The sequence below is a fragment of the Pontibacter sp. H249 genome (assembly GCF_037892465.1).
In the GTDB taxonomy this organism is placed as follows: domain Bacteria; phylum Bacteroidota; class Bacteroidia; order Cytophagales; family Hymenobacteraceae; genus Pontibacter.
Map to the genome: position 1 here is coordinate 161,602 of NZ_JBBKTR010000006.1, position 26,018 is coordinate 187,619.

At 44.6% G+C, this 26,018-nt stretch carries 27 protein-coding genes; 9 read left to right on the forward strand and 18 right to left on the reverse strand.

All coding sequences use genetic code 11. The annotated features are described in order from the left end of the window. Nucleotides 1–4: 4 nt before the first annotated feature. From WG943_RS10065 to mnhG, 4 genes are read left to right on the forward strand one after another with little or no spacing between them, the layout of a single operon-like run. The gene (locus tag WG943_RS10065) at nt 5–1,537 is read left to right on the forward strand and encodes a proton-conducting transporter transmembrane domain-containing protein (protein WP_340408665.1); all 1,533 of its coding nucleotides are present in this window, start codon (nt 5–7) and stop codon (nt 1,535–1,537) included. Beyond that, nucleotides 1,534–2,031: a Na+/H+ antiporter subunit E gene (locus WG943_RS10070; RefSeq protein WP_340408666.1), complete on the forward strand. Its 498-nt coding sequence runs from the start codon at nt 1,534–1,536 to the stop codon at nt 2,029–2,031. The genes WG943_RS10065 and WG943_RS10070 overlap by 4 nt, the downstream gene beginning before the upstream one ends. Then, on the forward strand, nt 2,028–2,300 hold the full coding sequence (locus WG943_RS10075; protein ID WP_340408667.1) for a monovalent cation/H+ antiporter complex subunit F: 273 nt from the start codon (nt 2,028–2,030) through the stop codon (nt 2,298–2,300). The genes WG943_RS10070 and WG943_RS10075 overlap by 4 nt, the downstream gene beginning before the upstream one ends. A gap of 4 nt (nt 2,301–2,304) precedes the next feature. After that, nucleotides 2,305–2,745, forward strand: a complete 441-nt coding sequence (gene mnhG, locus WG943_RS10080; RefSeq protein WP_340408669.1) for a monovalent cation/H(+) antiporter subunit G — start codon at nt 2,305–2,307, stop codon at nt 2,743–2,745. Here mnhG and WG943_RS10085 read toward each other — a convergent pair. Further along, complete coding sequence (locus tag WG943_RS10085; RefSeq protein ID WP_340408671.1) at nt 2,720–3,499, reverse strand: metallophosphoesterase; 780 nt, start codon at nt 3,497–3,499, stop codon at nt 2,720–2,722. The two genes, mnhG and WG943_RS10085, sit on opposite strands and share 26 nt — an antisense overlap. 228 nt (nt 3,500–3,727) lie before the next feature. On the opposite strand from WG943_RS10085, the gene WG943_RS10090 reads away from it, so the two are divergent. Beyond that, nucleotides 3,728–5,506, forward strand: a complete 1,779-nt coding sequence (locus tag WG943_RS10090) for a chloride channel protein (protein ID WP_340408672.1) — start codon at nt 3,728–3,730, stop codon at nt 5,504–5,506. An 11-nt stretch (nt 5,507–5,517) separates the two neighbouring features. Here the strand turns inward: WG943_RS10090 and WG943_RS10095 are convergent, their stop codons facing one another. Then, entirely contained in the window at nt 5,518–7,209 is a 1,692-nt protein-coding gene (locus tag WG943_RS10095) for a hypothetical protein (RefSeq protein ID WP_340408673.1), read from the reverse strand. Between the two features lie 135 nt (nt 7,210–7,344). On the opposite strand from WG943_RS10095, the gene WG943_RS10100 reads away from it, so the two are divergent. From WG943_RS10100 to WG943_RS10110, 3 genes are all read left to right on the forward strand, one after another. Further along, the gene (locus WG943_RS10100; RefSeq protein WP_340408674.1) at nt 7,345–7,920 is read left to right on the forward strand and encodes a TetR/AcrR family transcriptional regulator; all 576 of its coding nucleotides are present in this window, start codon (nt 7,345–7,347) and stop codon (nt 7,918–7,920) included. Then, nucleotides 7,913–8,794, forward strand: a complete 882-nt coding sequence (locus WG943_RS10105; RefSeq protein ID WP_340408675.1) for an alpha/beta fold hydrolase — start codon at nt 7,913–7,915, stop codon at nt 8,792–8,794. Before WG943_RS10100 ends, WG943_RS10105 begins: the two co-directional genes overlap by 8 nt. A gap of 63 nt (nt 8,795–8,857) precedes the next feature. Then, nucleotides 8,858–9,451 carry a hypothetical protein gene (locus tag WG943_RS10110; RefSeq protein ID WP_340408677.1) on the forward strand — a complete coding sequence of 198 codons (594 nt, stop codon included), beginning with the start codon at nt 8,858–8,860 and terminating at the stop codon, nt 9,449–9,451. A 59-nt stretch (nt 9,452–9,510) separates the two neighbouring features. Here WG943_RS10110 and hisIE read toward each other — a convergent pair whose 3' ends face one another. The 12 genes from hisIE to WG943_RS10170 all read right to left on the reverse strand — a co-directional run bounded on the left by hisIE (nt 9,511) and on the right by WG943_RS10170 (nt 20,056). Further along, nucleotides 9,511–10,119 carry a bifunctional phosphoribosyl-AMP cyclohydrolase/phosphoribosyl-ATP diphosphatase HisIE gene (gene hisIE, locus WG943_RS10115; RefSeq protein WP_340408679.1) on the reverse strand — a complete coding sequence of 203 codons (609 nt, stop codon included), beginning with the start codon at nt 10,117–10,119 and terminating at the stop codon, nt 9,511–9,513. Nucleotides 10,120–10,189: 70 nt separating this feature from the next. Further along, nucleotides 10,190–10,948, reverse strand: coding sequence for an imidazole glycerol phosphate synthase subunit HisF (gene hisF, locus WG943_RS10120; RefSeq protein WP_340408681.1), 759 nt, complete (start codon nt 10,946–10,948; stop codon nt 10,190–10,192). Further along, a complete protein-coding gene (gene hisA, locus WG943_RS10125; RefSeq protein WP_340408682.1) occupies nt 10,942–11,661 on the reverse strand; it encodes a 1-(5-phosphoribosyl)-5-[(5-phosphoribosylamino)methylideneamino]imidazole-4-carboxamide isomerase in 720 nt (239 codons plus the stop codon). Before hisA ends, hisF begins: the two co-directional genes overlap by 7 nt. Further along, complete coding sequence (gene hisH, locus WG943_RS10130; protein ID WP_340408684.1) at nt 11,661–12,242, reverse strand: imidazole glycerol phosphate synthase subunit HisH; 582 nt, start codon at nt 12,240–12,242, stop codon at nt 11,661–11,663. Before hisH ends, hisA begins: the two co-directional genes overlap by 1 nt. A gap of 276 nt (nt 12,243–12,518) precedes the next feature. Further along, nucleotides 12,519–13,529 (reverse strand): bifunctional 3-deoxy-7-phosphoheptulonate synthase/chorismate mutase, encoded by a 1,011-nt coding sequence (locus WG943_RS10135; RefSeq protein ID WP_340408686.1) that lies wholly within the window; start codon nt 13,527–13,529, stop codon nt 12,519–12,521. A gap of 1 nt (nt 13,530) precedes the next feature. Beyond that, entirely contained in the window at nt 13,531–14,307 is a 777-nt protein-coding gene (trpA, locus tag WG943_RS10140) for a tryptophan synthase subunit alpha (RefSeq protein WP_340408688.1), read from the reverse strand. Continuing rightward, nucleotides 14,297–15,487 carry a tryptophan synthase subunit beta gene (gene trpB, locus WG943_RS10145; RefSeq protein WP_340408689.1) on the reverse strand — a complete coding sequence of 397 codons (1,191 nt, stop codon included), beginning with the start codon at nt 15,485–15,487 and terminating at the stop codon, nt 14,297–14,299. Before trpB ends, trpA begins: the two co-directional genes overlap by 11 nt. Before the next feature lie 95 nt (nt 15,488–15,582). After that, nucleotides 15,583–16,206, reverse strand: coding sequence for a phosphoribosylanthranilate isomerase (locus WG943_RS10150; RefSeq protein WP_340408691.1), 624 nt, complete (start codon nt 16,204–16,206; stop codon nt 15,583–15,585). Next, nucleotides 16,203–17,018, reverse strand: a complete 816-nt coding sequence (gene trpC, locus WG943_RS10155; protein ID WP_340408693.1) for an indole-3-glycerol phosphate synthase TrpC — start codon at nt 17,016–17,018, stop codon at nt 16,203–16,205. The genes WG943_RS10150 and trpC overlap by 4 nt, the downstream gene beginning before the upstream one ends. A 48-nt stretch (nt 17,019–17,066) precedes the next feature. Further along, the gene (gene trpD / locus WG943_RS10160; RefSeq protein ID WP_340408694.1) at nt 17,067–18,077 is read right to left on the reverse strand and encodes an anthranilate phosphoribosyltransferase; all 1,011 of its coding nucleotides are present in this window, start codon (nt 18,075–18,077) and stop codon (nt 17,067–17,069) included. Nucleotide 18,078: 1 nt separating this feature from the next. After that, a complete protein-coding gene (locus tag WG943_RS10165) occupies nt 18,079–18,642 on the reverse strand; it encodes an anthranilate synthase component II (RefSeq protein ID WP_340408696.1) in 564 nt (187 codons plus the stop codon). 1 nt (nt 18,643) lies between these two features. Then, complete coding sequence (locus WG943_RS10170; protein ID WP_340408698.1) at nt 18,644–20,056, reverse strand: anthranilate synthase component I family protein; 1,413 nt, start codon at nt 20,054–20,056, stop codon at nt 18,644–18,646. 731 nt (nt 20,057–20,787) lie between these two features. Here WG943_RS10170 and WG943_RS10175 point away from each other — a divergent pair. After that, a complete protein-coding gene (locus WG943_RS10175; RefSeq protein ID WP_340408700.1) occupies nt 20,788–21,189 on the forward strand; it encodes a hypothetical protein in 402 nt (133 codons plus the stop codon). A gap of 76 nt (nt 21,190–21,265) precedes the next feature. Here WG943_RS10175 and hisB read toward each other — a convergent pair whose 3' ends face one another. The 4 genes from hisB to hisG all read right to left on the reverse strand — a co-directional run bounded on the left by hisB (nt 21,266) and on the right by hisG (nt 25,636). Beyond that, complete coding sequence (gene hisB / locus WG943_RS10180; RefSeq protein WP_340408701.1) at nt 21,266–22,369, reverse strand: bifunctional histidinol-phosphatase/imidazoleglycerol-phosphate dehydratase HisB; 1,104 nt, start codon at nt 22,367–22,369, stop codon at nt 21,266–21,268. A gap of 87 nt (nt 22,370–22,456) precedes the next feature. Further along, complete coding sequence (gene hisC, locus WG943_RS10185) at nt 22,457–23,503, reverse strand: histidinol-phosphate transaminase (protein WP_340408703.1); 1,047 nt, start codon at nt 23,501–23,503, stop codon at nt 22,457–22,459. Further along, nucleotides 23,496–24,788 (reverse strand): histidinol dehydrogenase, encoded by a 1,293-nt coding sequence (gene hisD / locus WG943_RS10190; protein WP_340408706.1) that lies wholly within the window; start codon nt 24,786–24,788, stop codon nt 23,496–23,498. Before hisD ends, hisC begins: the two co-directional genes overlap by 8 nt. Next, nucleotides 24,785–25,636 carry an ATP phosphoribosyltransferase gene (hisG, locus tag WG943_RS10195; RefSeq protein WP_340408707.1) on the reverse strand — a complete coding sequence of 284 codons (852 nt, stop codon included), beginning with the start codon at nt 25,634–25,636 and terminating at the stop codon, nt 24,785–24,787. The genes hisD and hisG overlap by 4 nt, the downstream gene beginning before the upstream one ends. Nucleotides 25,637–26,018 lie beyond the last annotated feature (382 nt).

Sequence of the window (26,018 nt, forward strand, 5' to 3'; positions counted from 1 at the left end):
AGCCATGCCAGCTAACCTACTCCTGATCGCGCCCTTGCTATTACACCTGGTAGGTGCTATTGCGTGTGTCTTTCTATGGAGGTTTGTAAGATTGCAAACAGTAGTAGTGGCAATTGTTCAGATAACGTTTGTAGGCATATCAAGCCTGATGCTGCAACAAGTGCTCACGCAGGGTATTCAGGTTACACAGATCGGCAATTGGCATGCACCCTTTGGGATAACACTGGTGGCAGATATCATAGCGGCTTTGCTGCTGTTAACTACAAGTATAGCCGGTTTGGCCGTGTTTATGTTTGCGCATGTTGCCCTTGATATCACTCGTAAGCGGTTTGGCTACTTTCCTCTTTTCCTGCTGCTGCAGATGGGTGTAAGCGGTGTATGCTTAACAGGAGACATATTTAACCTTTATGTGTGGTTTGAGGTGCTGCTTATCTGCTGCTTTGCCCTGATCGCGTTAGGCACCCGTAAAACACAAATGGAGGGCGCCCTTAAGTATGTCACGATTAACTTTATTGCATCCGGGTTGCTGCTTACAGGAATTGGGGTAATGTATGCTTTATACGGCGCGCTTAACTTGGCACGCATAGCCGAAATTGTACGAGACACCCACGAAAATGCCCACCTGCTGGTGCTGCCAGGTATTTTCTTTTTAATAGGTTTCGGTATAAAATCGGCTATCTTTCCGCTGTTTTTCTGGTTGCCTGCCTCCTACCATACTCCTCCTATTGGTATCTCTGCTTTTATTGCCGGCGTCATTTCTAAAATTGGCGTTTATACTTTGCTGCGCTTATACACCCTGATTTTCTCTGCAGAAATAGGTTTTGCCCAACCATTGCTGCTTGTTCTGGCAGGACTAACCATGGCAGTGGGCGTTATTGGAGCAGCTGCTCAAGTTGACTTCCGTAAAATTTTATCCTTTCACATCATTAGCCAGATTGGGTACATGCTGATGGGCCTTGCGATATATACACCGCTTGCCGTTGCAGGAAGTATATTTTTTGTGATCCATAACATGCTGGTTAAAACAAATCTGTTCCTGGTTAGTGGCGTGGTTGCACACAGGCATCATTCATTTTCATTGTCAAGATTAGGTGGTGCTTATCTGCGGCACCCTTTCCTGAGTATCATGTTCCTGTTATCAGCGTTATCACTGGCTGGGCTGCCGCCACTGTCAGGGTTCTGGGGAAAGTTAATGCTGGCCAAAGGAGGTTTAGAAGCAGGCAACTATATATTGGTGGGTACTTCGCTGGGGGTTAGTTTGGTTACGCTCCTTTCCATGACAAAAATTTGGAACGAAGTGTTTTGGAAGCCAAGGTCTACCAGGCTGAAAATGGCGCTAAAAGAGACTACAAGCACCTACGCCTCCTATTTTCCTGTAGTTTTTTTACTGGTTTTTATACTCGCGCTTGGCTTTTATGCCGAGCCTGTCATTAAGCTCTCCCTACAGTCTTCGGAGCAGCTCATGCACAGCGAAAATTATATCGATGCCGTACTTAAAAGTAATACAATACCAGTAGAACCTCCGTCAAGCCCATGAAATTATTCTTTCTGCACTCCGCCATTGCTTTTTTTGCGGCCTATTTGCTTACACACCAGGAGCCGCCGTTATTGCCATACAGTGCCTTTTCGGCAGCGTTTGTTTTTCTGGTTATTTTTTGGAGCCTTTGGCTTACCACCTGGTTATACAATAAAAGCTATTTCCGTAAAATGCCGAAGGCACTCACCTTTTCGGCCTACTTTATGAAAGAATTCTTTGCGGCAAACCTTAAAATCGCTTATGATATACTTACGCCACAATATCATATGAGGCCGAGTGTGATAGCGCTGCCCCTGTCGGTTAAAACGGATTTCGAGATAACCTTGCTCGCCTGCATGATCACCCTTACTCCTGGCACTTTGAGCATAGACGTTAGTGATGACCATAAGGTATTGTATATCCATGCATTGTATACAAAAGGCAGCGACATGAACGAGTTAAAAATGTATATAAAAAACGGATTTGAACGCCGAATATTGGAACTAACCAGATGAGCCTATTCCAGATTACCCTTACTATTGCCATGGCAGTTTTAAGCCTGTGCCTGCTGCTAACCGCTGTTAGATTTGCCATAGGTCCTACACTGCCAGACCGCATCACAGCCTTCGATCTGATTGTAGCCAATGTTATCGGAATAATAGCTATTTACACTGAGTTCAGTGGCAACGAAGATTTTATAGATGTAGCCATTATACTTTCTTTATTTGGATTTTTAGGCTCTGTAACGTTTGCTTATTACATCATGAAAATCAACAACAGCTAAGCTTATGGACGAACTAGATATGCAAATAATAAAGGAAATTGTAAGCTGTGTATTTATACTACTCGGCGTATTCTTGATGCTCATTGCAACCGTTGGCCTGTTACGTTTTCCTGACTTTTATACGCGTATGTCAACCATCACGAAAGGGGCATCGCTAGGCGTTGGGCTTATTTTGCTTGGACTTGGCATATACTTTAACCAACCGGATATTATGCTGAAGGTGCTTGCCATCATCGCCTTCATATTTATTACCTCTCCGGTAGCAGCACATGTTATTGCCAGAACGGCCGTACGCAGCCACTCCCCTTTCTGGGACAAGACAAATTTGGAAGAGTTTAAAGGATATATAGAGAAAGTTCACCTGGACAAAGTAAAAAACCATGATCGGTATAAAGAGGACGAAAAGCTGAAAAATATGACTAGTGGTGGTGATGGTAGCGTATAAAAGGCCTGATGGAGGTGGCATACGTATCAAAAGAATCTACGGAGTGTAGTAAGTGATCAGGGTAGGTAAGCGCTGTTAATCGGCCACCAAAAACACACCCGGTGTCAATATTGATGGTATTATTTCGCCATAAGGGTTCATGCACAGGCGTATGACCGTACACTACAATTGCTTTACCGCAATACTCTGCCGCCCAGTCCAGGCGAATTGGTAGGCCATGCTCGTCTGTATCTCCAGTGGTAGGTCCATAAAGACAAAGGTCGCGCACATCCCTGTTATTCCTTCCATGATGGTGTTCTTCCAGGCCTGCATGTGCAACAACCAAACGTCCTTCGTCCAATATAATATGGTGGGGCAGCTCAGCCAGGAACAACTTCATACGCTCCTTAAATTTTGTATCATAGCTTTTCAACTGCTCCACAGTTACCTCTAGTCCATGCCTTACACGCACGCTACGGCCTTGCAGCATACGCAGTAGTTTATCGTCGTGGTTGCCGCTTACACAGTATGCCAATCCAGCATCTACCATGTCCATTACCAGGCGCACTACTTCCGGTGAGTTTGGTCCTCTGTCTACTAAATCTCCAACAAATAATATGATACTCTCATCGGTACGCCTTATCTCGTATCGTTGCTGTTCCTGGTTAAAGTTGATCTCAAAATTAAGTTGCTCAAGCAAGGCCACAAGTTCTCCGAAGCACCCATGCACATCTCCTATAATATGAAAAGGGCCGTGAAGTTCAGGTAACTCCATAATTTGGTGTTTAGTCTTTGCTTGTTTACTCATACATGAATCTCCGTCTGCTGCTGTTGTAAGTATTAGTCCTGTAATTAAACCTGCCAAAAATATTATTTGTTATGCGCCGCAGGTTAATTTTATGTTATATAAAGGGTAGATTTACAAACTTTAGGTTGAGTATGCCCGTTGTTCTGCTTAATTTGCAAGCTTGTTAACCTTTTCGTTTTCAGACTACCCTCTGAAATGCCTTACATCAAAAAATTTAAAATACCACTTCTCTGGCTGCGCCGCCATACTTCCGATAGGGAATTTATGCTTGTATCGAGTGTACTGGTAGGGCTTACAGCCGGTTTGGCCGCCGTTGTGCTAAAATCGCTGGTGCACTACATACACCTGCTGCTTGCTTACGGTAACCGCCTGCTCGATCAGCCTTATTGGCTAGTGGTTTTTCCGCTCATTGGTATACTGCTTACCGTTTTTCTGGTGCGGGTGATGTTTAATGGGCGCATAGGCCGGGGTACAGCAAATATCCTGTTCAACATCTCCCAGAAATCAAGTATAGTAGAGCGGCATAAGATGTACTCACATGTGCTTACGAGTGGTATTACGGCCGGGTTCGGCGGCTCGGCTGGTCTTGAGTCTCCAATTGTGGTTACAGGTTCTGCCATAGGCTCCAATTTCGGCCGCGATTACCACCTGAACTACCGCGACAGAACATTGCTGCTGGCATCTGGCGCGGCAGCAGGTATTGCTGCCGTTTTTAATGCACCAATAGCCGGCGTACTGTTTGCCATAGAGGTTTTACTTATAGATATCAGTATTACAGCCTTTATTCCGCTGATTATTTCTGCAGTAGTGGGTGCGCTTTGTTCCAAGCTTATACTCAACGAGGAGATTCTTTTCAGCCTTGGCCGGGAAGAGCATTTCGAGGCGGGTCATTTGCTTTTCTATGTGCTGTTGGGACTTTTGGCAGGTATAATTTCGGTATACTATTCGCGCATGGCTACACGAGTGGAAGAGCTATTTGAAGAGTATCAGACCAAAGTATACCAGCGTGCCATTGTTGGGGGTATGCTGCTCGGGTTGCTTATCATGCTGTTCCCGCCTTTGTTTGGAGAAGGCTACGGAAGTATACGCCTATTGGAAAGTAACCAGGCGGAGCTCCTGCTTAAAGACAGCTGGTTGGGCTTTTTTGGAACTAACGAGTGGCTTATACTTTGCTTTATCGGTGCACTGGCACTGGTAAAGGTTTTTGCTACTACCATCACTATCGCTTCCGGTGGAAATGGCGGCAACTTTGCTCCCTCCATGTTTGTGGGGGCCTGTACCGGTTACTTTTTTGCCCGACTGGTGAACCTGCTTCAAATCAGCAACCTGCCCATTAACAGCTTTTCGATGGTAGGCATGGCTGGTATACTTAGCGGTGTAATGCACGCCCCTTTAACAGCCGTTTTCTTAATTGCCGAAATAACCGGAGGCTATACGTTGATGATACCGCTGATGATTGTGGCTGCATCTTCTTTTGCCCTGGTAAAATACTTTGAGCCATACTCCCTGGATACTAAAAAACTTGCTCAGAAAGGGCAGCTGCTAACCCACAACAAAGACAAAACCATACTTCGCATACTACAGATCCGCCACCTGATTGAAACAGATTTTCAGCCGGTGTCGCCGGAGGCAACACTTGGCGAACTAGTGCAGGTAATAGCAAACTCACGGCGTAATTTATTTCCGGTTGTAAACGAAAGCCAGCAGTTAGAAGGCATTATACTTTTAGAAAACGTGCGGGAGATTATGTTTAAAACCGAAAAGTATAACGCTGTTAAAGTAAAAGAACTGATGCAGAAGCCACCTACAACTGTACAGCATGACGATAGTATGGGCGATGTGATGAAGAAGTTTGATGAGTCCGGGGCCTGGAACCTGCCTGTATTAGAAGGTGATACTTACCTGGGGTTTGTATCAAAATCCAGTATTTTTACTAAGTACAGGAAGCTGCTGATCAAGACTACAAATGTTTAGGCTTAGATTGTCTAGTTAAATTTATTATCTGCCATTTTCTCTAGTCCTATACTGGCCATTAATCCGCTTACAATACAATCTTTCCAGTAGGTAATAAATGATCCTTGTTTGTTCCTGGTCACATTGATTTCTCCAATTCGTGGCTTTTCTCCCTTATCGTCGGGATTGCTGCTTTTTATCAAAAACCAGTTTGCAGCTTGAGAAATTATTTCTTTACCTAAACTCTGATCCTCTTCTGAGGTAGCACCTTTAGAGAGTACTTCGATTTCAAGATTGCTGTAAAGCGCTTTCATACTACCCTTAGCACCATTCCGGTTTAGCGTGGCGTTAAATGTGATCTGACGCACATAGCCTTCATCAACTTTAATAAAATTAGTGGGTACTAAAATCGGATTGAGCATTTCAGGATTACCCGACCCTAAACTTCCTTCTAAAGTATGAAATGCGTTTTTGTCGAGTAAAGGTAGCCGAGCAGTAGCCTGAAATTCTGTCTTACCCATGAGTAGTGCACGCGCAGAAACCACAGCAGGCTTACTTTTAGAGATCTTACTAGGTATGTTAGTGAGGTTTGTAACTGTGCCATTAAGCCTGGAAAAGAAAATATGACCTGTCTCTGTTGCTCCCTGGGATAATTCTTCGTAACGCATGTAAGCATTTTTAACCTGAACAGTATCAACGTTCAGCTTAAACTTAACTTGTTGCACCAGGTCATGAGGCAATGGCTTTACACCTTTGTCTTTAAAGTTGTGCTTGTCTTTATAAGCGTCAAGGTTTGGCTCATTAATCAGTATATGCTGGATATAGACATCATTCTTCCTGGAGTGCTTTGCATAATCTACTCCGGTAACTGAAACATCAGAAATTTTTAAATTGATACTGGTTACAGCCCTGCCTTTTGCTCTAGCCACATCCGAATTCTTTGTCTTCGGCTGCATGTTGATTTTCTTGGCTGTAAGAAAGTTGTTTGCCGTATCAACTATAAGTGAATCTGTTGTAAAATGATAGTGCCCCTCCGGTACAGTTGCTTCTGCGCCAGCCGCTTTAACTAAAATACGCTTTGCATAGTAGGCACGGCTATCGTCATTAAAAGAGGCGCTGTCTAATTGAAAATCTTGCACAGTTAAGTTAAATGATTTTAAATGAAGCAGTTCAGCATCATTCCCTATCCTGGTTTTGTATTTAAATGTAGCTGAGTCAACATCAATTTTTCCAACCTTCATGCTGCGGAGTAGTCCTTTTACAGTTTCGTGCATTGGTTTATGTGTTGTGGTCGTGTCCTGCATCATAACTGTCATTACCATGCTAGGCTGTTGCACTACCAGGCTTTCCAGCGTTACATTATTGCGGAACAGCATGTTAAAGAAGTTTAGACTGTTAAGCGATATCGATTTGGATTTTAAATCCAGCAAAGTTCTGGAAACTTCTTGCTGCTGTTCTCTTAACTGTTCCCACCGCTTATAGTCTGGTGTTAAACTTAGACTGTCTACTGATACTAAACCAACAAAGGGAGATGTCTCCAGGCCATGCAGCTTTAGTGTATACACACCTTTGCTTTGTTTGTGCACTGAACTCTCGATTTTGTTCTCCAGCCAAAAATTAAATACATAAAGCCCAGTAAAAAGCAGGATTGTTATTCCAACTATAATAGAGCCAGTAATCAGCCATTTTTTTGATTTACTTTTATCAACTGTCTTGTGCTTCACAAATTAAATTTTTTAGATATTGCTTTCTTACGAGTGTTGCTTTGGTAACGGAGTAATTATTTAACAGGAGAATTGTTTTTTGTGTTTGGACCTGAAAACAGAAACTATTAAAATGAACGGACGTTCAATCATAATATGAGCATCTTAAATACAAAACGTGAACAAAGCAGGCAACTGCTGCTTCAGATAGGTTTTAGGCTTTTTTCTGAAAAGGGATATGAGGCTACTTCTATCAGAATGATCGCAAAGGAAGCAGGTGTGTCACTGGGTTTACTCTATAACTATTTTCAGAGTAAGGAGGAGCTTTTAAAAGCTATTTTCGAAAGTAGCCAAGCTGATATTGCAGCTACTTTTGAGGAGGCTGAAGGTTATGCAAAGGGAATTCCGGGTATAGAGCGGCACATCCGAAACATGGTAAAACTGCTAAAGGAAAAGCAAGAATTCTGGAGGCTACTGCACAGCCTACGCATGCAGCGAAAATTTGTATCGGATATGATGGGAAGTATAAATCAGCAAGTAAACTATATCCATCATATGATTGAAAAAAACCTGAATGAGGTTGGCTACACAAATCCAAGCCAGGAAGCCTTACTGTTATTTGCCACCCTCGATGGTATGGCTAGCCATTACCTTTTAGATACTTCTTACCCAATTGATGAACTGGCGACTAATCTTATACAAAAATATAAAACAAACAGCAACAATGACTAATACAGCTGCCACATCTATGGTCTCTCCTAAATGGCTCGATCGCATTCTCTATCCTTTCAAACATCATACTTTAGAAATAGAAGGAGCCCAATTGCACTATGTGGACGAAGGGGAAGGTGAGCCAATTGTGTTTGTGCATGGCACCCCTACTTGGTCTTTTGTGTGGCGGCAACAGCTTAAATCACTTAGCCGCAACTACCGTTGCATTGCACCTGATCATATTGGTTTTGGACTTTCTGAGAAGCCGTCTGGTTTTGCCTATACCCCTGCTGCACATGCCGATAACTTGGAGCAACTTATTAACCACCTGCAGCTAAAGAACATCACGCTGGTAGTACATGACTTTGGTGGCCCCATTGGGTTGCGTTATGCCCTGCGCCATCCGGCTAACGTGAAAAACCTTGTTATCCTAAATACCTGGATGTGGAGCCTGGAAGAAGAAAAAAGGATTATGAAGATAAGTAAGTTTATGGCTGGTAGTGTGGGTATATTTTTATACTTACAGATGGGTTTCTCTCCGAACGTGCTTTTAGCTCAAGGCTACCACGACCGTAAGCACCTGACAAAAGACATTAAACAACATTACCAGAAGCCTCTTTCTACTCCTGCTAGCCGATTTGGTACCTGGCAGTTTGCGAAGGCCTTACATGAATCCAACCCATACTTTGCCGAGCTTTGGCAGCAGCGCGAAAAGCTAAGAAGTATAAACAAACTTATACTTTGGGGTGAAAAGGACAAACTCCTGCCTATACATTTTCTAGAAAGATTGGAGCATGAGTTTCCAGAGGCAAATATTATAAAGTATAAAGCAGGGCACTTTTTACAGGAAGAAAGAGGCGGTGAAGTAGCAGATGCTATTAAACAATTTATATAAGGTATACTTAATATTGGCACGATAATAGCAAAGGCTTTTTCAACTGTAAAACTTATAAAAACTATGAAAAAGCAATTACCATTACTGTTCCTGTTTATACTACTTTTTACTGCCTGCGGCGACTCTAAAGAGAAATCAGAAGAAGCTGTACCTGCTGCGCAGGCTACAATGAACGCAGCCATAGCCTATACTTATAACGAGCCTCAATCTGCAGAATTCTCCAATTACAGTGGTATGAGTGTTGTATCCTATGCCAGCCTGGATACAGATCGGTTAACATTAAGTTTTAGTATTCCGGCTCATGTTGGACCGGATGCGATCAGCTTTAGTATTAATAAGCAGCAAGTTATAGCAGGCTATGTAGGCACTTATACTTTAAAATCTCTACCCAACCCTGCTAATGGTGCTGCAAATGTGCAGTATACTTACAAAAAGGACTCCAATTCTGCTACTATGTACCTGAGCAACTCCAGCACCATGGAAGGCCACTTTACTATTACTGCCTACAATGCCAAGCACAAACTTATCAGTGGGAGTTACGAGGTTAAACTGAAGCAGGCGTTTGATCCTAAAGCTAATCAGATCAATCAGACTGATACCCGTAGATGTGACATCACCATCCAAGGCGAATTTACGAACGTAAAAATTGCGCAATAGTGCTTGTTTTAACTAAAAAGCCCGCAACCTAGAATGGATTACGGGCTTTTTAGTTAAAGTTATTTCTTATGTCGTTCTTCCAGCACAGCTACTACGTCTTTTAACTCAAGACCGGTAGCAGCTAAGAGCACCAGCAGGTGGTATAGCAGGTCGGCAGCCTCCCCTTTCATGGTGTCTAACTTACCGGCAACAGCATCGATTACTGTTTCTACAGCCTCCTCACCTACTTTTTGGGCAATTTTGTTTATACCCTTATCAAAGAGAAAGTTAGTATAAGAACCCTCAGCAGGTGTAACTTTTCGTTGCTGAATAACCTCTTCTAGTTGCGCTATAAATTGTATGGCTTTAGTTCTGTTAGCTGCACCATCCTCACCAAAGCAACTTGTACTGCCGGTGTGGCAGGTTGGGCCTTTTGGTTTAACCTTAATCAGAAGCGAATCATTATCACAATCCTCAGCTATACTTACGACCTGAAGTGTATTGCCGGAAGTTTCTCCTTTGGTCCAGAGGCGATTTTTGGAGCGGGAGAAGAAGGTAACCAATCCCTCCTGCTGCGTTTTATCCAGTGCCTCCTGGTTCATGTAGCCTAACATCAGCACCTGTCCGGTGGTATTATCCTGAATAACGGCAGGCACAAGACCACCGGCTTTTTCGAAATCTAAATTCATTATAGTTGTTCTAATTCCAGAGTTACGAGCGGTAAGGTTTTCACTTCAAAACTCATAGGCTCATCAATATTTAAACCCTAACAGCTATTCCCTGCTGCTTCAGATACTGCTTTAGTTCTGGCACCCCAAGCTCCCGGAAGTGGAAAAGGCTTGCAGCCAGCGCGGCATCGGCATTGGCTTTATTAAATGCATCAGCAAAGTGCTCCATACTTCCGGCCCCACCAGAGGCAATAACAGGCACAGAGACCGCATTCGACACCTCACCTGTTATATCCAGCGCAAAACCGGCTTTCGTACCGTCGTTGTTCATACTTGTCAGCAGAATTTCTCCGGCTCCTAAATCTACCACCTGTTTTGCCCAGTTTACTGTCTGGTGCTCAGTTTCAATTGTACCGGCACGGGTGTATACTTTCCAGCCGGTGTCTTCTTTATACTTTGTGTCAATAGCCACGGTAACGCACTGGCTGCCAAAGTGCCTTGATAACTCTTCTACCAGCTGTGGATTTTTAATAGCTGAAGAATTGATTGAAACCTTGTCGGCACCATTTTGTAGTAGCACCTCCACATCTACCACTGAGCCAATGCCTCCACCCACGGTAAACGGTATATCAATCTGGCGGGCAATATCGCGTACTAGTTGTGCAAATGTTTTACGACCTTCGTTGGTAGCTGTAATATCCAGAAACACAAGTTCATCGGCACCCTGCTGGGCATACCATTTCGCCAATTCTACTGGGTCTCCGGCATCGCGTATGTTCTCAAACTGAACGCCCTTTACAGTCCGTCCGTCTTTTATGTCAAGGCAAGGTATAATGCGTTTGGTTAGCATATAAATCGCTCTAAGTCTTTTAGTTGAATAGTACCTTCATAAATCGCTTTGCCGATAATGGCACCTTTTACTCCCATTTCCTGCAGCTCTTCCAGATCATCAATAGTAGTTACACCGCCGCTGGCAATAATACCGGCCTCTGGCAATGTAAGCTTAAGATGACGATAGGTATTGAGAGATGGCCCCTGCAGTTTGCCGTCCTTGCTAACATCGGTGCAGATAAACAAACGTGCACCGGTTTTAACATATCCTGAGATGAAGTCTTGCAACGGATACTTGCTCTCTTCGGTCCAAGCAGATATGGCAATGTTGGTTCCTTTAAAGTCGGCACCGATAATAATTTTTTCTGCGCCATACTTCAGCAGCCACCCTTTTACAGTATCAGGTTCACGCACGGCTATACTTCCTGCTGTAATCTGCGATGCACCAGCATCAAAAGCTTGCTTTACAGCTTCTTCAGATTGTAAGCCACCGCCAAAATCAATAACAAGGCTAGTATTGGCAGCTATACTTTCCAATACGCTAAGGTTTACGGGCTTCTTTGCTCTCGCACCATCCAAATCAACTAAGTGCAGGCGCTTTACACCGTGGCTCTCAAAACGCTTAGCTACCTCCAGTGGGTTGCTGTCGTAAGTGGTTTGCTGCGCAAAATCTCCTTCTGTCAGGCGAACGCACTGGCCGCCGATTATGTCTATCGCTGGTATAATTTCCATTATAGGGCTAAAAAGTTTTTCAGGATTTGTGAGCCGGCCGCACCACTTTTCTCCGGGTGAAACTGCGCTGCATAAAAGTTCTTGTATTGTAAGGCTGCTGTAAAAGGCTCGGGATAAACCGATTGCGCAATAGTATATTCGCTAAGCGGCACGTAGTAACTATGTACATAGTATACATACTCCTTCTCCTGCACCCCATTAAATAAAGGTGATTGCAATTTCTCTAGCTGATTCCAGCCCATGTGCGGTACTTTCAAGTCAGTTTCGAAATGCTTAACCGGCAGCGGTATAATGTTCAGCAGATCAGTATCGCCTTCTTCGGAGTGCTGGCAAAGTAACTGCATACCCAGGCAAACCCCAAAAAATGGCTGCTCCAGTGTTGGCAATAGTTTATCCAGGTTTCTGGCTTTTAGTTGCGCCATGGCTGAGGCCGCCTGCCCCACGCCCGGGAAAATTACCTTATCAGCTGCCTTTATAGTTTCAGCATCTGAGCTAAGGGTAGCCTGCACGCCAAGCCGTTCCAGTGCAAACTGCACCGACTGCACGTTACCTGCTTTATAATCTACTATAACTAAGTTCATTGTTTTTAATTATGAATTAGAAATTACGCTTTATGAATGGGTGCTAAAGTATAAATCCTGAGCCTCTAAATCCGAAAATCAAAAAAGCCTGACTCGGTTCGGAGTCAGGCTTTTGGATGTATAGGTTAAATACGTTTAGCAAATCCATAGGCTAGTGGCTCCGAAACTATTGCTTCGTGCATGGTGATGATGCTTATGAGCCATTGTGCCTTTCATTGCTGCAAAGATAGTGCATCGGAAGTATAATAAAAACTGTTGTTCAGGTTTTACTTGTTATTAGAAGCTCTCTCTTAACTCAAAAGCTTGGCGCATACGTTTTATCATACGCTCCGACTCCCAGAAATTCACCGTCTGCTGGGCATCCGAGAAGGCTTTCTCCGGCGTCTGGTGCGTTTCGTAGATCACGCCATCTGCCCCAGCCATTACAGCCGCCAACGACATTTGCTCTACATAATCCCGCAAACCAATGCCATGCGAAGGATCTACAATAACTGGTAAATGCGTTTTTTCCTTCAGCACCGGCACAGCGTTCAGGTCCAGCACGTTGCGGTAAGCACCTTCGTAGGAACGGATGCCGCGCTCGCAAAGCATGATTTTTTCATTGCCGTGCGAGAAGATGTATTCAGCCGCCTGCAGCAGTTCCTCAATAGTGCCCGAAATACCGCGCTTCAGTAGCACAGGCTTCTGCGCCTCGCCCAGCGAATCGAGCAGGTTAAAGTTCTGGCTGTTGCGTGCTCCCACCTGGAAAACATCCACATAATCCATCATCTCCTCGATCTGAGAAACCTGCATCACCTCTGTTATTACTTTAATGTTGTTTTCGCGGCAAATGCGGTGAAACATCTTCAGGCCATCCATGCCCATACCTCTAAAAGCATAAGGCGAACTGCGAGGTTTAAACACACCGCCACGCATAATGCGCACGTTGTTCTCCTTCAGGTGAGCCACTATGCTCTCTATCTGCACCTCACTTTCAATAGAACACGGACCAGCCATAATGCTGAAACTGCCTTCCCCGATCATTACCCCATCACCTAAATCGATGCGGGTAGGTTCTACGCGCCACTTGCGGGAAATCAGTTTATACTCTTCAGACACCCGGTGAATATCGGCTACACCAGGTAATTGACCAATATGGCGAATATCAAACTCCTTTTTGCCGATGGCTACTAAATAGTGCGCCTCCTGCGTTATTACCTCATTGGCTTTGTAACCGATTTCCTTCACCTGCTTCAGGATGTTCTCCTTCAGCTCAGCCGGGATCCCTTGCTGCAGTTGTATGATCATGTTAGTTTTTGATGCTTTGGATAAATGATGAAATATTTTCCTGCAGGCTTCTCTCCTGCTGCAATGCCTTTACAAAGGCGCTGCCGATAATGGCTCCACTGGCATGGTTACAAGCTGAGGCAAAAGTACCTTTATCGTGAATGCCGAAACCAATTACGCCCGGGTTCTGCAGCTGCATACCCGCCACCCGCTGAAAGTACGCTTGGCTCTGCTCCGCCAGTCCGATTGTTTTACCAGTGGTGGAAGCCGAGGACACCATATAGATAAAGCCGTTGGTGTGGCTGTCGATCTCACGGATGCGGGGCTCCGGGGTTTGCGGTGTTATCAGAAAAACTTTGCTCAGGTTATACTTTTCGAACAGTTCCTTATATTCCTCCACGTACTCCCGCAATGGTAAGTCCGGAAGTATGATACCATCAACACCTACTTCAGCGGCTTTCTGACAGAATCGCTCCACACCATACTGCATCACCGGGTTTAGATAACCCATCAGCACCAACGGTACCTGCGTTTTTTGGCGGATATTTTTCAGTTGCTCGAACAGCTTAGAGATAGTCATGCCGTTGTTCAAAGCTACTGTGCTGCTAGCTTGTATCGTTGGACCGTCAGCCAAAGGGTCAGAAAAAGGCATACCTACCTCAATCATATCCACGCCGTTCTTCTCCAGTTCCAGGATAATAGTCTCTGTATCGTTCAGGCTCGGGAAACCTGCTGTAAAGTATACCGACAGCAGTCCTTTTTGCTTCTGCTCAAAGAGGCTCTTAATTCTATTTTTCATCGAAATGGAAATGCTTTAGGTAAGTAGAAAGGTCTTTGTCGCCGCGTCCGGAAAGATTGATGATGACAGTTTCATTTGGTTTTGCCTGCAGCTTATCCAGTACAGCCAGCGCGTGCGCTGTTTCCAGCGCCGGAATAATGCCTTCCAGCCTCGTCAGCTCAAGAACCGCCTGCAGTGCCTCGTCGTCGGTTGCGCTCATAAAACGGGCGCGCTTGCTTACAAACAAGTGTGCATGCAACGGACCAACGCCCGGATAGTCCAGACCTGCAGAAATAGAGTATGGCTCCGTTACCTGCCCGTCCTCTGTCTGCATCAACAGAGTTCGGCTGCCGTGAATGATACCATCCTTGCCAAGCACCGATGTAGCGGCGGATTCACCTGAATCAATACCTTTACCGGCTGCCTCTACGGCTACCAGTTGCACTTCCTGCTCATCCAAGAAATGATAAAAGGCGCCCGCGGCGTTGCTTCCGCCACCCACACAGGCAATCACGTAATTCGGTAGTTCCGTGCCTTCCTTCTCTAGCAGCTGCGCACGTATCTCCTCTGAGATTACCGCTTGGAAACGGGCCACCATGTCCGGGTACGGGTGCGGACCTACCACAGAACCGATAATATAATACGTGTTTTCCGGATTGTTAATCCAGTCACGGATAGCCTCGTTGGTGGCATCCTTTAAAGTTTTGCTTCCGCTGGTGGCGGGCACAACCTTTGCACCCAGCATCTTCATGCGGGCCACATTTGGTGCTTGGCGCTCAGTATCCACCTCACCCATATAAACGATGCATTCCAAGCCCATCAAAGCGCAAACCGTAGCCGTAGCCACGCCATGTTGTCCAGCACCTGTCTCGGCAATGATGCGTTTTTTGCCCAAACGTTTTGCCAGCAATACCTGCCCGATGGTGTTATTGATCTTGTGCGCACCTGTATGGTTCAGGTCCTCGCGCTTAAGGTATATTTTGGTGTTATACTTTTCGGATAGGCGCGGCGCAAAGTATAAGGGCGTAGGGCGACCTACATAGTCCTTTAACAAATGCTGAAGTTCTTCCTGAAAGTCTGGTTCCTGCATGATACGCAGGTAATTCTGACGCAGCTCCTCCACATTGGGGTACAGCATTTCGGGCACGTAGGCTCCTCCGAACTTACCGTAAAATCCTTTTTCGTTAACGTGATAACTCATATATTTTTGAGACGTTAGTTCCGTTTCCTAGCGCAAGCGTCCGCTTGTGCTACCGTTTTATTACCAGCACAAGCGGACGCTTGCGCCATAGTTCACTACTTGCTTCTGACTAAGTCGAACAGTTTTTTAAGATCTTCAACCTTCTTTAGCCCCGGCTCCTGCTCAAAGCCACTGTTCACATCGATGGCATAAGGTTTAGGCCGTACTTTCTCTAGGTGCTTTATATTATCCAGGTTCAATCCTCCGCTTAAGAAGTATGGTTTAGGCGATAAATACCCTGATAGCAACTCCCAATCGAACGGAAAGCCATTGCCGCCATACTCATTGCCGCGTGTATCAAAAAGAAAATAGTCGGCGCAGGATTCGTAAAGTAGTGTGTTCTCAAACACAAACTTATCATCCACAGAGAAAACCTTAATCACCTCTACTCCAAATTCCTGCATCTCGGCACATTGCTTTGGGGTTTCGCGGCCATGCAGCTGAACAGCATCCAATTTATACTTTTCAATTATGGCTTGAATGTTTTCTGTGCCGGCATTTACGAATACACCCGTCTTTTTTATACTTAGAGGCAATTCCTCCAGTAGTTCAGGCATGATATACCCTTCTGCGTAGCGCTTGGAATTTTCATAGAAGATGAAGCCCATGTAATCAGGCTGCAGCGCCGCTACCTGCCTTATATTGTCTGGGTCGCGCATGCCGCATACTTTTATTTTCATGCTGGCACCTCCTGCTTCTCACGAAGCTGCTTGTACTCTTTTATAAAGTTAGCGGCGGCACGCTCTGGTCGGCTGTTGTACATAAAGCTCTCTCCAATCAGGAAACCGTTAAAACCTGCCTCACTTAGCTCAATCAGCGTCTTCGGATTACTGATGCCGCTTTCAGAGATTTTGGTGATGCCGCTCGGAATATGCTTTGCGATCTCGAACGATGTATTCACATCCGTCACAAAGTCTTTTAAATTACGGTTGTTTACTCCTACCACGTTCACATTCTCAGAAAGCGTCGCGTCCAGTTCCTCTTTATCACGCACCTCTAACAGCACCTCCAGGCCAAAGGAGCGGGCAAAGGCAGCCAGTTCTTTCAGGCGGGCAGGTTCCAGCGCGGCGGCAATCAGCAAAATGGCATCAGCTCCGATAGACTTTGCTTCCACAATCTGGTACTCATCCACCGTAAAATCCTTTCGCAAAATTGGACAGTAGTTATACTTGCGCGCCGTCATCAGGTCTTCGTTCTTGCCCCCAAAGTATGGCCCATCCGTTAGCACCGACAAAGCCGAAGCACCTGCCTGCATGTAGCCAATTGAAGTCCGCTCCACAGAAATATAAGGGTTGATGTCGCCACGGGAAGGTGATTTGCGCTTAATCTCTGCTATAATGCCGCTTTTGTCCGGGCGCAGCAGGTAGCGCTCCAAGGAGATACAAGGAGTTTCGAAGTATAAGCTTTTCTCCAGAAGTTTAACCGGGTACAGTTCTTTACGCTCTGCTACTTCCTTGTATTTGCTTGCGATTATTTCGTCTAATATGTTCATCTTATTGCTTTGCTTATGCTTTAAGCTGTTTCTATTCAATTTGTTTAATTAATTGGATACCGCCAGTCTCTGGTCCTGCACCAGGTTATTAAATAAAGTATAGGCCTTGCCCGAAAGCAGCGTTTCTTTTGCCAATGCGGCAGCATCCTGTAAGCTGAGTTCCGGACGAGCGCACTGCAGGGCCATACCGGCATTGGCAGATACCACCGCTGTTTGGGCCTCTGTGCCCTTTCCTTTCAAAACATTTATAAAAATCTCTGCCGAAGAAGCTATATCTGTTCCACCCTTGATTTGATCGTGCTGTAACTGGGGTAAACCAAGCGCTTTAGCATCTAAAAGAGCTTCGCGATCATCAGAAATTACTTTAAAAGGACTCGTAAGAGAAATTTCATCATAACCATCTAAAGTATGAAGTATGGTATAGCGGGTGTCGGTTTGCTGATAGAGGTAGCCGTACATGCGGGCCAGTTCCAGGCTGAATACTCCCACCAACTGTCGCTTTGGAAAGGCTGGATTCACCATAGGGCCCAGCATGTTAAAGAAGGTTTTCACGCCCAGCTCCTTTCGGATAGGCCCTACACTCTTCATGGCCGGGTGAAAAAGCGGCGCGTGCAGAAAGCAGATGTTATACTTGTCGATGCTGCGCTCCAAAGCATCCGTATTCGTCGTGAATTTAATACCCAGCGCCTCCAAAACGTTAGAAGAGCCGCAAGACGACGAAACGCCATAATTACCATGCTTGGCCACAGCCACACCATTAGTCGCTACTACAAAAGAAGATAGCGTAGAGATATTAAAGGTATCTTTCCCATCTCCACCCGTGCCACAAAGGTCTATAGGGTTATAAGCGTCCAGGTCCACGCGGTGGCAAAGTGCCAGCAAAGCATCACGAAAACCCTCTAGTTCTTCCACGGTAATGCTGCGCATCATAAATACTGTAAGGAAGCTGGAGATCTGGCTTTGATTGTACTTACCGGCAGCGATGTTTACCAGCACCTCGCGCGCCTGCTCCTTTGTCAGCGTTTTATGTTCGAATAAGTGGTTTAATATCTCTTTCATTTTATGCCTCTAACCAGTTCTTGATCATTTCTCTTCCGTGCTCCGTCAGCACCGACTCCGGATGAAACTGCACACCGCGTACCTTATGCTCCCGGTGGCGCATCGCCATGATGTGCCCTTTTTCATCCACTGCGGTTGGGATGAGGCACTCCGGCAGCTCCTGCTCCACCAACCAGGAATGGTACCGGCCGGTTCCGAATTGCTTCGGCAGGTTTTTAAACAGCGGCTCCTCCTCGCACACCACCTGCACCGGCGAGGCAATTCCGTGCCATACTTCGTTGCTATTGAAAAGCTTGCCGCCGTACACTTCACCTATCGCCTGATGCCCTAGGCACACACCGAACATATCTTTGCTGGCGCCATAGGTGCGGATAATTTCTTTCAGCAGGCCAGCCTCATCAGGTATTCCCGGACCAGGCGACAGCATGATCTTATCATACTGACCAACCTCTTCAAGCGAGATTTTGTCGTTGCGGCGCACCGTTACCGTAGCTCCCAGTTCCTGCAGCAGGTGCACCAGGTTGTAGGTAAATGAGTCGTAGTTATCTATTACCAGAACGTTCATATTAGTTTATCTCTTGGGCCAGTTGAAGGGCGCGGCGCAGCGCCATTAATTTATTGTCCACCTCCTGTAGTTCGCTTTCCGGGTTAGAGGCGGCCACAATGCCTGCACCTGCCTGGAAATATAATTTGTAGTCTTTGCTCAGAAATGAGCGAATCATGATGGCGCTGTTGAAATTGCCGTTAAAGTCGAGAAAGCCGATACAGCCACCGTAAAAGGCACGGTTGGTAGTTTCGTAGCGGTTGATGAGCTGCATGGCCATGTGCTTGGGTGCTCCGGAGAGCGTGCCGGCCGGAAAGGTGCTGGCCACCATCTGTAGCGCGTCTTCCTGCTTGTGCAAAGTGCCTGATACCTTTGACACTAAATGGATCACGTGCGAGTAGAACTGTATCTCCCGAAACGTCTCCACCTGCACGCTATGCCCGTTACGACTCAAATCGTTGCGAGCCAGGTCAACCAGCATCACGTGTTCGGCGTTTTCTTTCGGGTCAGCCAAGAGTTTCTCTGCCAAAGCTGCATCTGCCGCATCATCACCGGTTCTTCTAAAGGTGCCTGCAATAGGAAAAATACTCGCTTTCTGGTCTTTAATTACCAGCTGTGCCTCCGGCGAAGAGCCGAAGATTTTGAAACTGCCGTAATCGAAGTAAAACAGGTATGGTGAAGGGTTGATAGAGCGTAGGGCGCGGTATACATTAAACTCATCCCCCTGAAAGCCCTGTGCAAAACGGCGCGAAAGCACCAACTGGAACACATCGCCACGGTAGCAATGCTGCATGGCCTTCTCGATATTCTTCAGGAAATCCTCCGCAGAAATATTGTGTTCTTCTTCACCTGATGTTTTAAAAGTATAGCTCGGGATGTTACGGCTGTTCAGTAGCGCCTCAATCTCTGCAATACCATCGTCATTACCTTGATTAAAGTTGTGAGCAAAGATAAAAGCCTCGTTAGTGAAATGATTGATGGCAATAATGTGGCGGTAAACTGCATAGTATAAATCAGGAATATCGGCACGGCCTTCGCGCATGGTTAAGTTGATGTCCTCGTAGTAGCGCACCGCATCATAACTCATGTAGCCAAACAGTCCGTTGTGGATGAAGCTAAAAGCTTTATTCTCCTCCACCTCAAAGCTTCTCGAGAAGTCACCCAACAGTGCCGGCACATCTGTTTTCTTTGTGATAGCTGTGGTGCGCACGCTACCATCCGGAAAAGTCTCTGTCAGCACTTCATTCTCTGCTTTTATACTTGCCATCGGGTTGCAGCAGATATAGGAGAAGCTGTTTTCGGCGCCATGGTAATCGGAACTCTCCAGCAGTATGCTGTTCGGAAACTTGTCGCGTAGCTTCAGGTACACACTCACCGGTGTCATCGTATCTGCCAAAAGGCGTTTGAAGTTGGTGATGATTTTATACTTGCTCATAGTTATAAGGGGTGATGAAAACAAAAAGGCCTGCTGTTCTTGGTGAACAGCAGGCCTTTGATTCCTTTCGGTTAATGCTTTATATATTTTACTTCATATATGGCATAGAATGGCTGTTCACGGTACTTTGAGTAACGTGCCACCACCATGCCATATGAAGATTCTGAATCACTTTGTTTCTATACTTTTAAATGAAGCGGACACTTGATCATATCCGTGGTTGCAAAAGTAAAGGCTAAAATATTAAAAGCAAATACTTATTCTAATTATTTCTTACTGCTGATCATCTAACTCTACCTCAAAAATTTCAAGAACATATGATCTTTAGTACGAGAAAAGGCAGCAGTAGCAACTAAGAAAGTTATATTGCTTAATCGTTATAAATAAAAAATACTGTAAAATGGCAGAAAAAAAGGAAAATGCTATATGTATTACTCATAGAATAACGTTTGCAAGATAAACCGCCAATATTAGCATAAACTTTTACCAAAACATCAGCCTACAGAGTATGTGAAGGCTATTATGAAATAGGGTGCAGGTGAAGAAAAGACCGATTTTATAATATAAAAGTAGCATTATGTAAAGTTATGCATTCTTTAAATGTTATAAACCAGTACAATATATGCAGTCCGTAATTTTATAAAGTGAGTAAAAACCTTGCTTCAAAAACGATTTGGTTTGTAGTTTTGTCATCCATTCGCATCAAAAAAGTGTAGTAAATTAAAGTATTGATGAGAAACGAACTTCTTTTTAGAAATGACTTTATAGCCATAGAATATAATTCTACCGGTGATTGGATATATGTAAACTGGCGTGGTTATCAGAATTATGAATCAGTGAAAGCAGGTTGTGAAAAAATGCTGGAGCTTATGAAAATTAACGCCTGCTTTAAAATTTTAAATGACAACACCCAGGTGGAAGGTCAATGGTCTGCTGCCGCAAAATGGGGAGGTGATGTGTGGTTTCCGGCTATGCGCGAAGCTGGCTTAAAATGGTTTGCTTGGGTCTACTCTCCAAGTATGCTTAGCCGCCTATCAACAGATAAAATGATACGGCATACAATAAATCCTAACTACATCGAGATTTTTGACGATATAGACCTAGCCGAAGCTTGGTTGAGAACTAAAGTATAAACCACCCTACTAAAGCAGAAGAGGGCGCTAAGTATAATACTTGCGCCCTCTTCTGCTTTAGAAAAAGTTATAAAGTTTAAAGTATACCTTTCGTACTAGGTATAGAGTTATCGTGCAGGTCTCGGGCAATGGCCATTTTTATAGCACGGGCAAAGCCTTTAAATATGGCTTCTATTTTGTGATGTTCGTTATCACCTTCCACTTTTATGTTCAGATTTGCTTTAGCTGTATCTGAAAAAGACTTGAAAAAATGGAAGAACATTTCCGTTGGCATGTCGCCTACTTTCTCACGTTTGAACTCCGCATTCCAAACTGCCCAAGGGCGGCCGCTGAAATCAATGGCTACTTGAGCTAGTGTTTCGTCCATTGGCAGTACAAAGAAGCCGTAGCGGCTTATGCCACGTTTGTCACCCAAAGCTTTCATAAAAGCCTCACCAAGTGCTAAGCCAGTGTCTTCGATGGTGTGATGCTCATCAATGTGTAAATCTCCTTTTACATTGATGTTCAAGTCAATTTTAGCATGCTTTGCAACCTGCTCCAGCATATGGTCAAAAAAACCTACCCCCGTATGGATACTCATTTTACCAGAGCCATCTAAGTTTAAATCCACCTGAATGTCTGTTTCAGATGTGCTCCGACGAACATTGGCGGTACGCCCAGTGCGCTGCTGCTTCAGAAACTCATAAATTTCATCCCAGCTGGTAGTGGTAAGAACTGCGTCGTTTGCTTCTGATTCTCCGAGAAAAATTGCCTTTGCGCCCAGGTTCTGCGCCAGCTTTACATCTGTTAATCTGTCCCCGATCACATAACTATTAGCCAGATCATACTCTCCTGCCAAATAGTTTTTCATCATACCAATTCCAGGCTTTCTTGTTTCCAAACCTTCGTGCTCAAAGCTGCGGTCAATCAGAATCTCATCGAACTGAATGCCTTCGCTTTCCAGTATCTCCAGCATCTTGTTTTGATATGGCCAGAAAGTATCTTCCGGATAAGAATCTGTACCAAGACCATCCTGATTCGTAACCATCACAAACTCATAATCCATTTCACGGTAAATACGTGCAAGATTTGTGATAGACTTGGGTAAAAAGGCAAACTTTTCTAATGAGTCAACCTGAAAATCTGTTTTAGGCTCTATTAATATTGTGCCGTCACGATCTATAAAAAGTGCTTTTTTCATTGATAATATGTTTATAACAAAACGTAAGTAGTCAGCATCATATACCAATTGTGTAATGTAGTATGTAACGCCGGATACATGCCTCGCCTAATTAAACTCTGCTATTGCGCCTAATAATTTTTGGTTTTCTTCCAAGGTACCAACAGAGATGCGTAAACAACCCTCACACCCTTTTATGCTTGACCTGTTCCTGACTACTATCCCTTTATCAAGAAGGCAATTATACATTCTGTTCGCATCTTTTACTTTAACAAGTATAAAATTTGCTTCAGATGGATAAACATGCTCAACGGCATTAAGCTTTGGGAGTGCTTGCATTAAAAGTTCACGCTCTTGCACAATCTCTTCTACCATGTCCTTCAGCACTTCTGTTTTATCCAATGCCTGCAACACAAGTTCCTGTGTAGCTTCGTTTACATTATAAGGCGGCTTTATTTTATCCAAAATAGAGATCAACTCCTCAGAGCCGAAAGCCATACCTAAACGCAAACCTGCCATACCCCAAGCTTTAGAAAATGTCTGTAGCACCACGAGGTTAGGGAAATCTTCAAGACGGGTTGTCCAGCTCGGCGAGGCTGCAAAATCAATATAAGCCTCATCAATTACTACAACACCCTCAAAATTATCGAGCAACGTTTCAATACTTGCAGCATCTATACTATTGCCAGTGGGGTTATTCGGTGAGCATATAAACAGCAGTTTTGTTTCTGGCTTTATACTTTGCATTACTTCACGCACCGGAATCTGAAAGTCAGGAGTAAGCTGTACCGTATCTATCCGCACATCGTTTAGGTTGGCTGATACCTCATACATACCATAAGTAGGCGGCAGACAAAGCAGAGCGTCTATGCCAGGGGTGCAGAACGCACGCAGCAACAGATCAATTGCTTCATCGCTTCCGTTACCTAAAAAAATCTGATTTGGCGCTACACCTTTGATACTTGCAATAGTGGCTTTCAATTTATTTTGGTGCGGGTCCGGATAGCGGTTATAATTATCACCGGCCAGGCTGCCTAAGTTATTCTCATTTGCGTCCAGAAACACATTGGCTGTACCTTTAAACTCATCTCTCGCAGAAGAGTATGGCTTCATTTTAAGTACGTTCGGCCGAACTATACTTTCTAAGTTAAACATTGTTTATCTGTTTGAGTCTGATGGAAACTGCATTTTTGTGGGCTTGCAAACCTTCGGCCTCAGCCATTACCTCTACTGTTTTGCCCAGGTTCTGCAAACCAGTTGGCGTAATATGCTGGAAAGTTATTTTTTTTACGAAGCTATCTAAAGAGACACCGCTGTATGCGCGGGCATAACCGTTTGTTGGCAAAGTATGGTTTGTGCCGGAAGCATAATCACCTGCCGATTCTGGCGTATAATTGCCCAAAAATACTGAGCCTGCATTTACAACACCTTTCGCTATACTTTCAAAATCCTGCACAGCAAGTATAAGGTGCTCCGGGGCGTATAGGTTAGAAAATGCCAACATCTGCTCTGTATCTGGTAAAACAATGGCTATACTATTTTGCAGCGCCTGAGTGGCAAATACCTCACGCGGTAACTGCGCAAGTTGTTTTTCTACCTCAACAGTTACTGCATCAACAAACTCCTCAGAAGCCGTGAGCAGAACTACCTGCGAGTCTGCTCCGTGCTCAGCCTGCGACAGCAGATCGGCAGCTACGAAAGCGGGGTTAGCAGCCTCATCAGCCATTACAAGCACCTCCGATGGCCCAGCAGGCATATCAATAGCCACTCCGGCCCTGCTTACGAGTTGTTTTGCAACGGTTACGTATTGGTTACCAGGCCCAAATATTTTACCAACAGCCGGTACGCTTTCGGTGCCAAACGCCATGGCTGCAACAGCCTGTGCTCCTCCTGCTTTTACAATTCTGGTTATACCTAAGAGGTTAGCAGTATAAAGTATGGCAGGGTGTATACTTCCGTCTTTTGCAGGTGGTGTGCAAAGTATGATGTCTTCACAGCCAGCGAGTTTTGCAGGCACTCCCAACATCAATAAAGTAGAAAACAAAGGAGCTGTACCTCCCGGAATATATAGACCTACCTTCTGAATAGCCACACTTTTACGCCAGCATACTACACCAGGCATCGTTTCTACGGGTTGCATCTCCTCAGATTGCCGCGCATGAAACAAGTTGATATTGCTGTACGCCTGACGTATGGCAGCTTGCAGCTCTGTAGATATTTGATTTTCTGCTGCGGCTAGTTCTTCTGCAGAAGCCAATAGTTGTGCTGGTCTAACGCCATCATACTTCTCTGCCAGCTGCAAAAGCGCTTCATCACCAAGTTCCTGTACCAACCTGAATGTTTGCTTGATACCAGGCTCCAGCTCTTCCAGGTCTTTAACAGGACGCTTTGCTAAATCAGCCCAAGTACTGCGATCTGGGTTAATTATTTTGCGTATCATTTAATCATTTTCTCTATCGGTACAACTAATATCCCTTCTGCGCCAGCATCTCTTAATTTCTCTATTATTTCCCAGAAATCATCCTCATTAACTACAGAGTGCAGCGAGCTCCAGCCTTCTTCTGCTAACGGAAGTATAGTTGGCGATTTAATACCTGGTAATAGCTGAGAAATAGTGTCAACTTTATCGTTTGGCGCGTTAAGCAGGATGTATTTTGCCCGTTGCGCACGCTGCACGGCATGTATCCTAAACAACAATTTATTTAGAACCTGCTGTTTTTCAGAAGAAAGGTTTTGGTTGGAGATAAGTACAGCCTGAGATTTAAATACCCGCTCTACTTCTTTGAGGCCATTACTAATTAAAGTACTGCCTGAGCTAACAATATCGCAGATGGCATCGGCAAGGCCTATACTTGGGGCTATCTCTACAGAACCACTAATTGTATGGATGTGCGCCTGCACTCCTTTTTCATCCAGGAAGGACTGTAACAAATTAGGATAAGAGGTTGCGATGTTTTTACCGGCTAAATCAGAAATATCGTCATAATCAGCAGATTTAGGTACAGCTAAAGATAAGCGACACTTTGAAAAGCCTAGTTGCTCTACAGCCAGCTGCTGCATTCCCTCTTCTACCAGTACATTCTCTCCCACAATGCCAATATCTGCAACGCCGTCGGCAACGTAGCCCGGAATATCATCATCGCGCAGGTAGAGTATTTCAAGTGGGAAATTGGTGCACTCTGTTTTAAGTTTAAGGCTACTGTTTACAAAGGAAATACCACATTCCTTTATCAGTTTCAAAGATTCTTCACTTAGTCTGCCTGACTTTTGAATGGCAATACGAAGCATATGTATAAGTTTAGATTGATTTATATATAAATATCCTGACTTTACTCTGAGCAAAGTATAAAAGGGCATTACACCCTAAGGGGGCCATATGTTGATTGTATTCCTCTTACGAGGAATGATGGATATGATGGAAATGCACAGTAGAGCCTGTTACAGCAGGAGCTGCAAGCGTAGAAATGTTGATATGGCTCTTTGTGATGTTCATGTAGTGCTGCAAAGGTAGCAGGTTTTTCTTTTAAACTATATTTTAAATTAAAAGTTTTTCAGATTCTAATTTTACGTTCCTTAAAATGAAAAATCTTAATCAAATCAAGCATTGCAAACTTGAATATCACCTTTGCCTTTACATTGATTTTAATTCAGTTGAAATGAATTTAAATAA

Bases quoted from the DNA above. Each gene is read 5' to 3' on its own strand.
- WG943_RS10065 (WP_340408665.1), top strand. From the start codon at position 5: ATGCCAGCTAACCTACTCCTGATCGCGCCCTTGCTATTACACCTGGTA.
- WG943_RS10070 (WP_340408666.1), top strand. From the start codon at position 1,534: ATGAAATTATTCTTTCTGCACTCCGCCATTGCTTTTTTTGCGGCCTAT.
- WG943_RS10075 (WP_340408667.1), top strand. From the start codon at position 2,028: ATGAGCCTATTCCAGATTACCCTTACTATTGCCATGGCAGTTTTAAGC.
- mnhG (WP_340408669.1), top strand. From the start codon at position 2,305: ATGGACGAACTAGATATGCAAATAATAAAGGAAATTGTAAGCTGTGTA.
- WG943_RS10085 (WP_340408671.1), bottom strand. From the start codon at position 3,499: ATGGAGTTACCTGAACTTCACGGCCCTTTTCATATTATAGGAGATGTG.
- WG943_RS10090 (WP_340408672.1), top strand. From the start codon at position 3,728: ATGCCTTACATCAAAAAATTTAAAATACCACTTCTCTGGCTGCGCCGC.
- WG943_RS10100 (WP_340408674.1), top strand. From the start codon at position 7,345: ATGAGCATCTTAAATACAAAACGTGAACAAAGCAGGCAACTGCTGCTT.
- WG943_RS10105 (WP_340408675.1), top strand. From the start codon at position 7,913: ATGACTAATACAGCTGCCACATCTATGGTCTCTCCTAAATGGCTCGAT.
- WG943_RS10110 (WP_340408677.1), top strand. From the start codon at position 8,858: ATGAAAAAGCAATTACCATTACTGTTCCTGTTTATACTACTTTTTACT.
- hisIE (WP_340408679.1), bottom strand. From the start codon at position 10,119: ATGAATTTAGATTTCGAAAAAGCCGGTGGTCTTGTGCCTGCCGTTATT.
- hisF (WP_340408681.1), bottom strand. From the start codon at position 10,948: ATGCTAACCAAACGCATTATACCTTGCCTTGACATAAAAGACGGACGG.
- hisA (WP_340408682.1), bottom strand. From the start codon at position 11,661: ATGGAAATTATACCAGCGATAGACATAATCGGCGGCCAGTGCGTTCGC.
- hisH (WP_340408684.1), bottom strand. From the start codon at position 12,242: ATGAACTTAGTTATAGTAGATTATAAAGCAGGTAACGTGCAGTCGGTG.
- WG943_RS10135 (WP_340408686.1), bottom strand. From the start codon at position 13,529: ATGATCATACAACTGCAGCAAGGGATCCCGGCTGAGCTGAAGGAGAAC.
- trpA (WP_340408688.1), bottom strand. From the start codon at position 14,307: ATGAAAAATAGAATTAAGAGCCTCTTTGAGCAGAAGCAAAAAGGACTG.
- trpB (WP_340408689.1), bottom strand. From the start codon at position 15,487: ATGAGTTATCACGTTAACGAAAAAGGATTTTACGGTAAGTTCGGAGGA.
- WG943_RS10150 (WP_340408691.1), bottom strand. From the start codon at position 16,206: ATGAAAATAAAAGTATGCGGCATGCGCGACCCAGACAATATAAGGCAG.
- trpC (WP_340408693.1), bottom strand. From the start codon at position 17,018: ATGAACATATTAGACGAAATAATCGCAAGCAAATACAAGGAAGTAGCA.
- trpD (WP_340408694.1), bottom strand. From the start codon at position 18,077: ATGAAAGAGATATTAAACCACTTATTCGAACATAAAACGCTGACAAAG.
- WG943_RS10165 (WP_340408696.1), bottom strand. From the start codon at position 18,642: ATGAACGTTCTGGTAATAGATAACTACGACTCATTTACCTACAACCTG.
- WG943_RS10170 (WP_340408698.1), bottom strand. From the start codon at position 20,056: ATGAGCAAGTATAAAATCATCACCAACTTCAAACGCCTTTTGGCAGAT.
- WG943_RS10175 (WP_340408700.1), top strand. From the start codon at position 20,788: ATGAGAAACGAACTTCTTTTTAGAAATGACTTTATAGCCATAGAATAT.
- hisB (WP_340408701.1), bottom strand. From the start codon at position 22,369: ATGAAAAAAGCACTTTTTATAGATCGTGACGGCACAATATTAATAGAG.
- hisC (WP_340408703.1), bottom strand. From the start codon at position 23,503: ATGTTTAACTTAGAAAGTATAGTTCGGCCGAACGTACTTAAAATGAAG.
- hisD (WP_340408706.1), bottom strand. From the start codon at position 24,788: ATGATACGCAAAATAATTAACCCAGATCGCAGTACTTGGGCTGATTTA.
- hisG (WP_340408707.1), bottom strand. From the start codon at position 25,636: ATGCTTCGTATTGCCATTCAAAAGTCAGGCAGACTAAGTGAAGAATCT.